This window comes from Pseudomonas sp. GW821-FHT01E05, assembly GCF_059422425.1.
This window is the reverse complement of sequence record NZ_JBWKWW010000016.1, coordinates 71,944-85,201: the sequence shown is the minus strand read 5'-3', so window position 1 is coordinate 85,201 and position 13,258 is coordinate 71,944. Positions and strand designations below refer to the sequence as shown.

The window sequence follows — 13,258 nt, the reverse complement described above, 5'->3', positions numbered from 1 at the left end:
GCCCATGGCGCCCTTTTTCATACCTGCTGTTTGGGCTATCCTCGGGCTCTCCCGTGCCGCCGTAGAGCCGGGTGTTCAGCAGGGAATTACCCATGATCACCAGTAAGCTGCCGAATGTCGGCACCACCATCTTTACTCGCATGTCACAGCTCGCGGTAGAAACCGGCGCGCTCAATCTGTCCCAGGGTTTTCCCGATTTCGACGGCCCGCAGGCCCTGCGTGATGCCGTAGGCCGGCATATCGCCAGTGGCCACAACCAGTATTCACCCATGACCGGCCTGCCGGCGCTGCGCCAGCAAGTCGCGGCCAAGATCGCCCGCAGCTATGGCTGCACGGTGGACGCCGACAGCGAAGTGACCATCACTCCCGGCGCGACTCAGGCGATTTTCTGTGCCATTCAAGCGGTGATCCGCAGCGGCGACGAAGTCATCGTTTTCGACCCGTGCTACGACAGTTATGAACCGTCGGTGGAACTGGCTGGCGGTCGTTGCGTACACGTTCAGTTGGGCCTGGATGACTTCGCCATCGACTGGCAGAAGCTTGGCGAAGCGCTGAGTCCACGTACGCGGATGATCATCCTCAACTCTCCGCACAACCCAAGTGGCGCACTGATTACTCGCGCCGAGCTGGACCAGTTGGCGGCGCTGATCCGCGATCGCGATATTTATGTGATCAGCGATGAGGTCTACGAGCATCTGGTGTTCGACGGTGTGCCTCACGTCAGCGTGCTGGCCCATGAAGAGCTGTATCAGCGGGCCTTTGTAGTGAGTTCCTTCGGCAAGACTTACCACGTCACAGGCTGGAAAACTGGCTACGTGGTGGCCCCGCCCGCCTTGACCGCTGAGCTGCGCAAGGTGCACCAGTACGTCAGTTTCTGCGGCGTCACGCCGTTGCAATATGCCTTGGCCGATTACATGGCCGAACACCCTGAGCATGTCGAAGAACTGCCGGGCTTCTATCAGGCCAAGCGTGATCTGTTCTGCGACTTGCTGACACCTTCGCGGTTCAGTTTCACTCGGGTCGCCGGGACCTATTTCCAGTTGGTGGACTATTCGCGGATTCGCCCTGACCTTAATGACGTCGATATGGCGCTATGGATGACTCGTGAGCACGGTGTGGCGACGATTCCGATCTCGGTGTTCTACCAGAACCCACCGCAAGGGCAGCGTCTGGTACGTCTGTGTTTTGCCAAGCGCGAGGAGACGCTGCGCCAGGCTGCGGAAAAACTATGCGTGATCTGAGTGCACTACCAAATCTGAACATAGCGCTGATTCAGACAACGCTGGCCTGGCATGACCGTCAGGCGAACCTCGAGCATTTCGAGCAACTGCTCGAACAAGCCCGGGGCGCGGACCTGATCATTCTGCCGGAAATGTTCACCACTGGCTTTTCCATGGCGTCCGAAGCCCTGGCCGAGCCGGAAAACGGCCCCACCAGCAAGTGGCTGCGTAGCCAGGCAAAAAAGCTGGATGCGGTGATCACCGGTAGCGTGATTGTCCAGGCCGCCGATGGCAGCCATCGCAATCGCTTGCTGTGGGCGCGTCCCGACGGTGAAGTCTGGCATTACGACAAGCGCCACTTGTTCCGTATGGCCGGGGAACACAACCACTTCACGCCGGGCGAGCGTCAGGTGCAGTTCGAGCTCAAAGGCTGGCGGGTGCGTCCGCTGATTTGCTATGACCTGCGCTTCCCGGTGTGGAGCCGCGATGCTCAGGACACCGATTTGCTGCTGTACACCGCCAACTGGCCTGGCGCCCGGCGTCAGCACTGGAACCGCCTGTTGCCGGCGCGCGCCATCGAAAACCTCTGCTACGTGGCGGCGGTGAATCGGATTGGCACCGATGGCAAAGGCTTCGCCTATACCGGCGACAGCCAGGTGCTGGATTTCCAGGGCGAAACCCTGCTCAGCGCCGGGGAGGCGGATGGGGTGTTTCAGGTCTGCCTGAACGCTGCCGAGCTGGCGGCTTACCGGACGCGGTTTCCGGCTAACCTGGATGCGGATACCTTTCAGCTCACATAGGCGCTTCTAGATCGTTCCCACGTTCTGCGTGGGAACGATCAGCCCAACAAAAAGGCCCCGAGGTGTTAACCCCGGGGCCTTTTGTATTTCAACTGGTTACGCTGCTTCTTGGGCTGGTGTCTGGCTCAGGGAGCGGTTCAGCGCGCTGAACAGGGCCTTGAAGCTGGCAGTGGTGATGTTTTCATCGATGCCCACACCGTGTACTGCACGTTCGCCGTTCACGCGCAGTTCAATGTAGGCCGCAGCCTTGGCATTGGTGCCCGCGCCGATAGCGTGTTCGTTGTAGTCCATGATCTCCACGGCGATCGGCAGACCGGCCACCAGGGCTTCCAGGGCGCCATTACCCTTACCGCGCCAATGTTGGGTTTCTCCGTCGCAGTGAACCTCGATCTCGACTGTGCTGTGGCCGTTCTCTTCCTGCAAACGATGGCTGACCAGCGCGTAAGGCAGGTTGGCCTGCAAGTACTCGCTGTGGAGCAAGGCATGGATCTGCTGGGCAGTCATTTCAAGGCCCAGGCGGTCGGTTTCACGCTGTACCACCTGGCTGAACTCGATCTGCATGCGACGCGGCAAGTTGATCCCGTATTCCTGTTCCAGCAAGTAAGCGATACCGCCTTTGCCCGACTGGCTGTTGACGCGGATCACCGCCTCGTAGCTGCGACCGATGTCGGCCGGGTCGATCGGCAAGTACGGCACTTCCCAGAGGGTGTCCGGTTTTTGTTGAGTGAAGCCTTTGCGGATAGCGTCCTGGTGCGAGCCGGAGAATGCGGTGTGAACCAGGTCGCCGACATACGGGTGACGCGGGTGCACGGGGATCTGGTTGCACTCTTCAACGACTTTGCGCACGCCGTCGATGTCGGAAAAGTCCAGCTCGGGATCGACGCCCTGGGTGTAGAGGTTCAACGCCACGGTCACCAGGTCGACGTTACCGGTACGCTCACCGTTGCCGAACAGGCAGCCTTCGACGCGATCGGCACCAGCCATCAGACCCAGCTCGGTGGCGGCAACGCCAGTGCCACGGTCGTTGTGGGTGTGCAGGCTGATCACCACGCTGTCACGGCGGTGGATGTGACGACCGAACCACTCGATCTGGTCGGCATAGATGTTCGGGGTCGCGCATTCGACGGTGGCTGGCAGGTTGAGGATCACCTTGTTTTCAGGCGTCGGGTTCCAGACCTCGATCACGGCGTCGCAGACTTCCTTGGAGAACTCCAGCTCGGTGGCGCTGAAGGTCTCTGGCGAGTATTCGAAGGTCCACTGGGTTTCCGGCTGCCGGGCTGCGTATTTGACGAACAGCTTGGCGGCATTCACGGCGATTGCCTTGATCCCTTCCTTGTCCTGATTGAAGACAATCTTGCGGAAGGATGGGCTGGTGGCGTTGTACAAGTGAACGATGGCTTTTTTCGCGCCGCGCAGGGATTCGAACGTGCGCTCGATCAGGTCTTCACGGCCTTGGGTCAGCACCTGGATGGTGGTGTCGTCCGGGATGTGGTTGCCTTCGATCAGGGTCCGTACGAAGTCGAAATCGGTTTGCGAAGCGGCAGGGAAGGAGGCTTCGATTTCCTTCACGCCAACGGCGACCAGGGTTTTCCAGAAGCGCAGCTTCTTGACCGCGTCCATCGGCTCGATCAACGACTGGTTGCCGTCGCGCAAGTCGGAGCTGCACCAGATCGGCGCGGCGGTGATGGTTTTCGATGGCCAGGTGCGGTCCGGCAAGTTGATGGTAGGGAACGCGCGGTATTTCGAAGACGGGTCTTTGAGCATGGTCATCAGGAAATCCTTATTGAGTTGGCCGAAAAGAGGCGGCCTGCCGTTGAATCAAATTTTCTATGGATGAAGCAGGGGACGAGGCACCGCGATTCACCCTGGCAGTCGTGCACTGACGAGGCAGAGGCTGCGGTGTTGACGACGCTGAATGAGGGTGTGAGAGGTTTTCATGCCTTCAACCCTAACCATTGGGGTGAAGGATGGCAAGCTGGTGAAAAAAATTGAGATAATTTCTGTTTTTAAAGCGTGTTTCGAGATTTTGTGGCGCTAAATTGTTCTTGTTGTTGGATTAATTGCGTTGATGTTAAAAGGTCAGCAATGATCGTTCCTGCGCTCTGCGTGGGAACGATCCCTGAATCGGCGGCGATTACGGCTGGAAGGCACCGATAAAGATCGCCGGATCAACCCGGGTGTCATTCAAACTTACGTTCCAATGCATATGTGGTCCAGTCGCCCGGCCGGTGGAGCCGACTTTGCCAACCACGCTACTGCGGGCCAGTTGCTGGCCTACCTTCACGTCGATTTTAGACATATGGCAGAACATGCTGATAAAGCCCTGGCCGTGGTCAACGAACACTGTATTGCCATTGAAGAAATAGTTGCCGATCAGGATCACCTTGCCGGCGGCCGGAGTTTTGATCGGTGTGCCAGCGGGCACGGCGAAGTCCAGCCCGGCGTGGGGATTGCGTTCCTCGCCGTTGAAGAAACGGCGCACACCAAACTTGCTGGAAAGCGGGCCATCGACCGGTTTGTCCAGTAACAGGTTGCTCGGTGTGTTCGGACTGAAGCTGCGGTAGGCGCGAATCTGTTCGGCCAATTCAGCGTCGATGCGTTTCAGATCCGCCGGGTTTGGATTGACCTGCCGCTGGTTTTTCAGGGTGATGCGCTGTTCCGGGTAGTGCTTGTTGCCGACGGTGAAACTCAGGCTGCGGCCGCCCGCGCTGATCTGCTGGCTGCCCGGTTTGGCCGTCAAAGGCACGCCAACAATCGCCAGCCAGTTGTTCTGTTCCTTGATCACCAGCAACGGTTTGTCCTGATAGCTGGCTTTTGGCACTTGAGCCGAAGGACCGAGATCGACGACTGCGACGCCACCGGGCACCGGTTTGTTCAGCAGACGGGTGATGTAACTGTCGGCATGGGCGTTGAAAGACAAGCAAAGTAACAGCAGGGAGCCAAGAAAACGCAGCATGGATCAATCCAGTAAAGAAAGGGTGACAGGCGTCAGGTGATTGTCTTCGACGCGCACCTGCAATTCACCTTCGCCGAGCCTGGCCTTCAGGCGCTGACCAGTGTGGGTCTGTGCGGCGCTGCGAATGGCCTGGCCGCGCTCGTCCAGCAATATGCTGTAACCACGGCTGAGGGTCGCCAGCGGGCTGACCACATGCAGCGTTTGCATCTGGCTTTGCAGTTGCAGGCGACGGGTCTTCAAACCTTCGCGCATCGCACGCGGCAAGCGTTCGGCGAGGCTTTCGAGGCGTTGGCGCAGCATGGCCAACTGCCGACCGGGATGCTGCCCGGCGAGGCGGGTTTCCAGGCGGATCAGCCGCTCGCGACGGATATTGAGGCTGCGCTCGAAAGCGCGGCGCATGCGCATGTCCAGGTCATCCAGACGTTGCGCTTGCTGGCGCAGGCGTTCGCCGGGATGACGCAAGCGACGCGCCATGCCTTCCAGGCGCAGGCGGTCGCGCATCAGCCGATCGCGAATACGCATCACCAGGCGGCGGTGCAGGCTTTCGACCCGGCGTTGTAGATCGCTGGAATCCGGTGCCAGCAATTCAGCGGCGGCGGAAGGCGTCGGCGCACGGATGTCGGCGACGAAGTCGCTGATCGACACATCGGTTTCATGGCCCACGGCGCTGACAATGGGTGTCACGCAGGCATCCACCGCACGGGCGACGGCTTCTTCGTTGAAACACCAAAGGTCTTCCAGCGAACCGCCGCCGCGCGCCAGGATCAGCGCGTCGAAGCCGCGGGCGTCGGCCAGCTGCAGGGCGCGGACGATCTGCGCCGTGGCTTCACGGCCCTGCACGGCAGTCGGGATCAGGGTCAGCCGGACTTGCGGGGCACGGCGGCGGAACACGCTGATGATGTCGCGTATCACCGCGCCGGTTGGTGAGCTGATGATACCGATGCGTTGTGGATGGGCAGGCAGCGGCACTTTTCGTTCGGCGCTGAACAGGCCTTCGGCACTGAGTTTTTCCTTCAGTGCATCGAAGGCCAGACGCAGCGCGCCATCGCCGGCAGGCTCCACGGTGTCGAGAATCAGTTGATAGTCGCCACGGCCTTCGAACAACGAAACCTTGCCGCGCACCTTGACGGCCAGGCCGTCTTTCAACGCCTGACGAACCCGCGCGGCATTCTGCCGGAACAGTGCACAACGCACCTGGGCACCGCTGTCCTTGAGGGTGAAATACACGTGACCGGAGGCCGGGCGGGCGAGGTTGGAGATTTCGCCTTCGACCCAGATGTTGCTGAACACATCTTCCAGCAACACCCGTGCCCGGCCGTTGAGTTGGCTGACAGTCAGGACTTCGCGGTCGAGGCCGAGTCTTGCAAAGGGGTCTTTAATCATGGGGCGCATGATAAAGGCATTCGGCGGTCAATCTCCACGACTCTATGGGATCGCGCGATCCTGCGTAGCAGCTGGCGCAGCCTGCTGCTACAAGTCATCCTGAAAAGGATCAGGGAAGTCGTACCAATGAGTGTTGTCGCACTGTTAAATCAATGGCCGTTCGGCGCGGTGGAATGGCTGGTGATCGAGCTGGGCATAGCCCTGGCCTATATCGTGTTCGGCATCGCCGGCTTCGGCACGGCGCTAGTGGCGGGACCGATATTGATTCTGTTCATGCCGCTGTCGAAGATTGTGCCGCTGCTGGTGTTGCTGGATTTTGTCGCGGCGTTTGGCAATTTGTTGCCTTCACGACGCAATGTGATCAAGCCTGAGTTACTGAGGCTGCTGCCGTGCATGGCCGTGGGTTGCACCTTGGGGGTGATTTTTCTGCTCAATCTCAAAGCCGACGTGTTGTTGCTGCTCATGGGGCTGTTTATCAGTGCTTATGCGATCTACAGCCTGTCGGTGAAAATCCGTCCCGCCCAGCTTGCTGCCGGGTGGTCGATCCCGATGGGCACGGTGGGCGGGTTGTTTGGTGCGTTGTTTGGCAGTGGCGGCTTTTTATATGCGATCTATTTGAACAGCCGTTTGCCGAAGGATGCCGCGCGGGCGACCCAGAGTGCGCTGATCAGTTGCAGCACGGTGGTGCGTTTGAGTCTGTTTACGCTCGCGGGTGTGTATGCCGAACTACCCTTACTGTTGTTGGCTCTGTGTTTACTGCCAGCAATGGCGCTGGGGCTGTTGATCGGTCGCCGATTGACCATGAAGCTGTCCCGGGACGCCTTTGTGCGGCTGGTGACCTGGCTGGTACTGGCCAGCGGCATTGCCTTGATCACTCGTTATCTGAGTACTTGACCTGATGGTGTCAGGGATTAAGCTGCCGGCCGCCAGATCCATTCGCGGGCAAGCCTTGCTCCTGCAGATTTATCGATTCATGCAGGAGACTCGCCGGCGAGACGGCTGACCGGACAACGCAAAAATCTCATTCAACGCTTCAGGCCCCACCATGAACTCCCAAAGCATCATCGTCCCGAAAATTTCCACACTGCCGGTGCACGAACCCCGAGCGCGGGCGATCGTGCGTTGGCTGGTGCGCAAGAACATCATCGAAGAAGAACTGACCACCTGCGGTCGTACGGGCAACCGCATGGCCCATGCGATTGCGCCGGGGGCTTGCAGCGTGGTGCTGCACCCTGAGGCGTTACCTTTCGGTGAGCCGGTGAATGGTCTGGAGATCATCACCAAGCGCTGCATCTATACACCGGCCAAAGGCTTTCTCGAAGAAGCTGGCTGCGCTGAGTGCCGAAAAGAAGTGGGTGAAGCCCTGTTCGACAGCCTGGAAGACTGGATGCCCGGACGCACGGATAACTTCACCTGCCCGGAATGTGGCCATGAAGACGACATCAACGGCTTTCTGTTTTTGCAGGAATGCGGTTTTTCCAATCTGGGCTTCATCTTTAATAACTGGGCCGAAGCGGGATTCAAACAGAGCTTTCTCGATGAGTTTGCCGAATGGCTTGATCAGCCGGTGACCTGGGTCAAGGTCGAGCTTTAACCAGGTTAGAACAAAGTCGCTCCTGCAGGAGTGAAGCTTGCTCGCGATGCAGAGGCTGCGGTCTTCAAATGACCCTCCCATCACCCCGCCGATAATAGGCAGAGTTTTACATTGAGCCGAAGGGGGTGTCTGAGTATAATGGCGCGCTTCCATTTTCCCGCTCGGGAGCCCCCGCGATGCTGCGTATCAGCCAAGAAGCTCTGACCTTCGACGACATTCTCTTAGTGCCCGGTTATTCCGAGGTTCTTCCTAACGAAGTCAGTCTCAAAACCCGTCTTACCCGTGGCATCGAGCTGAATATTCCACTGGTTTCCGCCGCTATGGACACCGTCACTGAAGCCCGTCTGGCAATTGCCATGGCTCAGGAAGGCGGCATCGGCATCATTCACAAGAACATGACCGTCGAGCAGCAAGCTGCCGAAGTGCGCAAGGTCAAGAAGTTCGAAGCCGGCGTGGTCAAGGACCCGATCACCATCGAGGCTGACGCCACGGTACGTGATCTGTTCGAACTGACCCGCATGCACAACATTTCCGGCGTTCCGGTGCTGCACGATGGCGACCTGGTCGGCATCGTCACCTCCCGTGACGTGCGTTTCGAAACCCGTCTGGAAGCTACCGTTCGTGAAGTCATGACGCCGAAAGAGCGTCTGGTCACCGTTCGCGAAGGCGCCAACAAGAACGAAGTCCGCGAGCTGCTGCACAAGCACCGCCTGGAAAAAGTCCTGATCGTCGACGACAAGTTTGCCCTCAAAGGCATGATGACCGTCAAAGACATCGAAAAAGCCAAGGCCTACCCGCTGGCCAGCAAGGACGACCAGGGTCGTCTGCGTGTCGGCGCTGCGGTCGGTACCGGTAAAGACACCGGCGATCGCGTCGCGGCACTGGTTGCTGCCGGCGTTGACGTGGTGGTGGTCGACACCGCCCACGGTCACTCCAAAGGCGTGATCGACCGCGTTCGCTGGGTCAAAGAGAACTTCCCTGAAGTCCAGGTGATCGGCGGCAACATTGCCACCGGCGCTGCTGCCAAGGCCCTGGCCGAAGCCGGCGCTGACGCGGTCAAGGTCGGTATCGGCCCTGGCTCGATCTGCACCACGCGTATCGTTGCCGGTGTTGGTGTGCCGCAAATCAGCGCCATCGCCAACGTCGCCGCTGCCCTTGAAGGCACTGGCGTCCCTCTGATCGCCGACGGCGGCATCCGTTTCTCCGGTGACCTGTCCAAGGCCATCGTTGCCGGTGCTTCCTGCGTGATGATGGGCTCGATGTTCGCCGGTACCGAAGAAGCTCCAGGCGAGATCGAACTGTTCCAGGGCCGTTCGTACAAGGCATACCGTGGCATGGGTTCGCTGGGCGCCATGTCCCAGGCTCAAGGCTCCTCCGACCGTTACTTCCAGGACTCCTCCGCGGGTGCCGAGAAGCTGGTTCCGGAAGGCATCGAAGGGCGTGTTCCGTACAAGGGCACCCTGAGCGCCATCATCCACCAGCTGATGGGCGGCCTGCGTTCTTCGATGGGTTATACCGGTAGCGCCAACATCGAAGAGATGCGTACCAAGCCAGAGTTCGTGCGCATCACCGGCGCCGGCATGGCTGAATCGCATGTCCACGACGTGCAGATCACCAAAGAAGCGCCAAACTACCGCGTAGGTTGATGCTTCCAGCAAAACGTTAAGTAACCGGGGCTGTTTTCAGCCCCGAGTTGTTTCTGAATCAAGACTGTTTTTGAATTACTTAGACGAGACTGAATCATGGCCCTCGACATTCACGCTCACCGCATCCTGATCCTCGACTTCGGTTCCCAGTACACCCAGCTGATCGCCCGCCGCGTGCGTGAAATCGGCGTTTACTGCGAGCTGCATCCGTTCGACATGGACGACGAAGCGATCCGCGAATTCGCGCCGCGCGGGATCATCCTCGCCGGCGGCCCGGAGTCCGTGCACGAAGCCGACAGCCCACGCGCGCCGCAAGCGGTCTGGGATCTCGGCGTACCGGTTTTCGGTATCTGCTACGGCATGCAGACCATGGCCGAGCAACTGGGCGGCCGTGTTGAAGGTTCCGAGCTGCGTGAGTTCGGTTACGCCCGTGTCGACGTAGTCGGCAAGAGCCGCGTCCTGGACGGCATCGAAGACCATGTCGATGCCGATGGCGTCTTCGGTCTCGATGTGTGGATGAGCCACGGCGACAAAGTTACCGAAATCCCGAAAGGCTTCCACATTCTGGCCAGCACCCCAAGCTGCCCGATCGCCGGCATGGCCGACGACACCCGCGGCTACTACGGCGTGCAGTTCCACCCGGAAGTGACCCACACCAAGCAGGGCGGTCGCATCCTTTCGCGTTTCATCCTCGACATCTGCGGCTGCGAAGCCCTGTGGACGCCGTCGCACATCGCTGATGACGCCATCGCGCAAATCCGTGCCCAGGTTGGCACCGACAACGTGCTGCTCGGCCTGTCCGGCGGTGTGGATTCCTCGGTGGTTGCCGCGCTGTTGCACAAAGCCATTGGCAACCAACTGACCTGCGTTTTCGTCGACAACGGCCTGCTGCGTCTGCACGAAGGTGAGCAAGTGATGGCCATGTTCGCCGAGAACATGGGCGTCAAAGTGATTCGCGCCAACGCTGAAGACCAGTTCCTGAACAACCTGGCCGGCGAGTCGGACCCTGAGAAGAAACGCAAGATCATCGGCCGTACGTTCATTGACGTGTTCGATGCCCAGTCCAACAAGCTGGACAACATCAAGTACCTGGCCCAGGGCACCATCTACCCGGACGTGATCGAGTCGGCTGGCGCGAAAAGCGGCAAGGCTCACGTGATCAAGTCGCACCACAACGTGGGTGGCCTGCCGGACGAAATGAACCTCAAGCTGGTTGAACCCCTGCGCGAGCTGTTCAAGGACGAAGTCCGTCGTCTGGGCCTGGAACTCGGCCTGCCGTACGACATGGTCTACCGTCACCCGTTCCCGGGCCCGGGCCTGGGCGTGCGGATCCTGGGTGAAGTGAAGAAGGAATACGCCGACCTGCTGCGTCGCGCGGACCATATCTTCATCGAAGAGCTGCGCAAGGCCGACTGGTACCACAAAGTCAGCCAGGCCTTCGTAGTGTTCCAGCCGGTGAAATCGGTAGGCGTGGTCGGCGACGGCCGTCGTTACGCCTGGGTCGTGGCCCTGCGTGCAGTAGAAACCATCGACTTCATGACCGCACGTTGGGCGCACCTGCCTTACGAGCTGCTGGAAACCGTCAGCGGCCGGATCATCAATGAAATCGAAGGCATCTCCCGCGTCACTTACGACGTGTCGAGCAAGCCGCCTGCGACCATCGAGTGGGAATGATCCAGACCGGCTCGCCGGCCTGTAATCTGCGCGTTTAAACAGCGGCGATCGGCACCTTGGTGTCGATCGCCGCTGGCGTTTCAGCTGCTGTAAAAACCCTTCGCAATACTCTGAAAGACATAGGCCAAGCCTGCTATCAGTCTCGTCTGTACGCTCTCCAGATAATCTTCCAGCCCTGTCCGAGCGGCCTTGGCAGCTCAAGTTTCGGGAAAGGGGCGGTGGATTTTTGGCTGGTTGTCATTTGACAACCTTGCAGTTCTTGACGAGACTGGAGGCTATGGATGGCTCGTGCATCTCACCCTGAAAAAGAAATCGAAATGGCCCTGCGTCATGCCGAAGAACAAGGCTGGCGGATAGAAGTCGGTGGCAGTCACGCTTGGGGAAAGATCTACTGCCCTTTCAGACATGACCTTTGCCGCTGTGGTGAGTTCTGTATTACCAGCGTGTGCAGCACACCGAGAAACTCGTTCAATCACGCGAGGGCGCTACGGCGGGTGGTTGATAACTGTACGACGCAGCAGGTGATTGACGGGAAATCAGCACCTCGACTCAAGGAGTAAATCAATGGACTACATTTTCACCCTCAAGTATCAGCTCGCGGAGTGCGATTGCGATCCCGACCAGTTGGTCGAACGTCTATACGCGGCAGGCTGCGATGATGCGTTGGTCGGTATCGGATTGCCGGGCCGGTTGGCCTTGGCGTTCACCCGTGAGGCCGCGACTGCGGAAACGGCGCTGTTGAGCGCACTGATGGACGTCAAGCGCATCATTCCTGACGCTCGTCTGGTGGAGGTGGCACCGGACTTCGTCGGTCTGACGGATATTGCCGACATCGTCGGCGTTTCGCGGCAGAACATGCGCAAACTGATGCTGACCCATTCCAACAGCTTCCCGTTGGCCGTTCATGAGGGCAAGACATCCGTCTGGCACCTGGCTGAGGTATTGAGCTGGCTGGATGCAAAGGGCGGCTACAGCCTCGAACAACCGGTGATCGACGTCGCCCGGATCGCGCAAAGCGTCAATCTCGTCAAGGAGTCACGCCGGGTTGTGGCCCTGAGCGCCGAGTGGCAGGCGCTGGTTTGACGCACTCCTCTCAGCGCCGCGCAACGTCCGAGAAGTAGAACTTGTCCAGCGTATGCCGTGATTCGGTGTACTCGAACTGACGACCGTCCTGCAGAAAGGTCTGGTTGCTGACCACGATGACATGGCTCTGGCCCTCAAGATCCAGGTGTTGTTGGTCATCCTTGCTGCGCGGTACCGCTTCGATGGTCCGCTGGGCATAGCTGATTTGCAGTTGCAGGGTTTGCTCGATGAAGGCGTAGATCGAGTGCTCGGCGATCTCGCGATTCAGGCCTGGGATCACATCGGCGACAAAGTGGTTGATGTCGAGGATCACACGCTTGCCGTCGATTCGGCGTATGCGCTTGATACGGGTGATCAGGCTGCCTTCTTGCGCCTGGATGTGTTCGAGCAGGGCGCCTTCGAGGGGGAACTGGCTGAACTCGACCACCTCGGTGCTGACGTCGTTGCCCAGCCGCGGGTAGGTTTCCTGGAAACTGACAATTCCGCCCAATTGGAATTCGATCGGGTTGGGCGACAGAACAAAGGTGCCTTTGCCGTGGATTTTCTGGGCGAAGCCGCGTTCCTGAAGTTGCTCTATGGCCTTGCGCACAGTGCCGCGACTGGCCTGGTAGCTGTCCATCAATTCGGTTTCAGAGGGCAGCCGCGTGCCACGTTCCAGACGTTCGGTGCTGATGCTGGCAAGCAGATCGGTGTAGATCTGGTTGTATTTACTCATGGGATGGCTCTGTGCCCGCTGCGCTCAAGGTCTGGAACCTTAAGGGCAGAGTTGGGGTTTGTCCATGTAGATGGATCGCACAGGAAAACTCACCGCTGGTCGGGTTCAGGATAAACAAATTGTAACTCGTCTGTACGAGTTGTTGCTTTAACTCGTACAGACGAGTACTTTTCACTTCGGCGTGCTG

The 13,258-nt window shown here is 59.2% G+C and carries 12 protein-coding genes; 8 read left to right on the top strand and 4 right to left on the bottom strand.

What is annotated here, in order from left to right; genetic code table 11:
- Positions 1–92: 92 nt before the first annotated feature.
- Together AC07W5_RS27025 and AC07W5_RS27020 are read left to right on the top strand one after the other, a co-directional pair.
- Positions 93–1,241 carry a pyridoxal phosphate-dependent aminotransferase gene (locus AC07W5_RS27025; RefSeq protein ID WP_495024642.1) on the top strand — a complete coding sequence of 383 codons (1,149 nt, stop codon included), beginning with the start codon at positions 93–95 and terminating at the stop codon, positions 1,239–1,241.
- Positions 1,229–2,020, top strand: coding sequence for an amidohydrolase (locus AC07W5_RS27020; RefSeq protein ID WP_494991937.1), 792 nt, complete (start codon positions 1,229–1,231; stop codon positions 2,018–2,020). The genes AC07W5_RS27025 and AC07W5_RS27020 overlap by 13 nt, the downstream gene beginning before the upstream one ends.
- A gap of 96 nt (positions 2,021–2,116) precedes the next feature.
- Here AC07W5_RS27020 and leuA read toward each other — a convergent pair whose 3' ends face one another.
- From leuA to xseA, 3 genes are all read right to left on the bottom strand, one after another.
- On the bottom strand, positions 2,117–3,790 hold the full coding sequence (gene leuA / locus AC07W5_RS27015; protein WP_494991938.1) for a 2-isopropylmalate synthase: 1,674 nt from the start codon (positions 3,788–3,790) through the stop codon (positions 2,117–2,119).
- A gap of 364 nt (positions 3,791–4,154) precedes the next feature.
- A complete protein-coding gene (locus AC07W5_RS27010; RefSeq protein WP_494991939.1) occupies positions 4,155–4,976 on the bottom strand; it encodes a peptidoglycan DD-metalloendopeptidase family protein in 822 nt (273 codons plus the stop codon).
- A gap of 3 nt (positions 4,977–4,979) precedes the next feature.
- A complete protein-coding gene (gene xseA / locus AC07W5_RS27005) occupies positions 4,980–6,359 on the bottom strand; it encodes an exodeoxyribonuclease VII large subunit (protein ID WP_495024649.1) in 1,380 nt (459 codons plus the stop codon).
- A 126-nt stretch (positions 6,360–6,485) separates the two neighbouring features.
- Between xseA and AC07W5_RS27000 the strand changes: the two genes are divergently transcribed.
- From AC07W5_RS27000 to AC07W5_RS26975, 6 genes are all read left to right on the top strand, one after another.
- Positions 6,486–7,253 carry a sulfite exporter TauE/SafE family protein gene (locus tag AC07W5_RS27000; protein ID WP_495024641.1) on the top strand — a complete coding sequence of 256 codons (768 nt, stop codon included), beginning with the start codon at positions 6,486–6,488 and terminating at the stop codon, positions 7,251–7,253.
- 151 nt (positions 7,254–7,404) lie between these two features.
- Positions 7,405–7,953 (top strand): sugar ABC transporter ATPase, encoded by a 549-nt coding sequence (locus AC07W5_RS26995; RefSeq protein ID WP_495011129.1) that lies wholly within the window; start codon positions 7,405–7,407, stop codon positions 7,951–7,953.
- Positions 7,954–8,129: 176 nt separating this feature from the next.
- On the top strand, positions 8,130–9,599 hold the full coding sequence (gene guaB, locus AC07W5_RS26990; protein ID WP_495011128.1) for an IMP dehydrogenase: 1,470 nt from the start codon (positions 8,130–8,132) through the stop codon (positions 9,597–9,599).
- A 96-nt stretch (positions 9,600–9,695) separates the two neighbouring features.
- Positions 9,696–11,273 carry a glutamine-hydrolyzing GMP synthase gene (guaA, locus tag AC07W5_RS26985; RefSeq protein WP_495024640.1) on the top strand — a complete coding sequence of 526 codons (1,578 nt, stop codon included), beginning with the start codon at positions 9,696–9,698 and terminating at the stop codon, positions 11,271–11,273.
- Between the two features lie 281 nt (positions 11,274–11,554).
- Positions 11,555–11,833 (top strand): hypothetical protein, encoded by a 279-nt coding sequence (locus AC07W5_RS26980; RefSeq protein WP_494991944.1) that lies wholly within the window; start codon positions 11,555–11,557, stop codon positions 11,831–11,833.
- Positions 11,834–11,837: 4 nt separating this feature from the next.
- Positions 11,838–12,356: a helix-turn-helix transcriptional regulator gene (locus AC07W5_RS26975; protein WP_495011127.1), complete on the top strand. Its 519-nt coding sequence runs from the start codon at positions 11,838–11,840 to the stop codon at positions 12,354–12,356.
- A 10-nt stretch (positions 12,357–12,366) separates the two neighbouring features.
- Here the strand turns inward: AC07W5_RS26975 and treR are convergent, their stop codons facing one another.
- A complete protein-coding gene (gene treR / locus AC07W5_RS26970; protein WP_495024639.1) occupies positions 12,367–13,071 on the bottom strand; it encodes a trehalose operon repressor in 705 nt (234 codons plus the stop codon).
- Between the last annotated feature and the right edge of the window lie 187 nt (positions 13,072–13,258).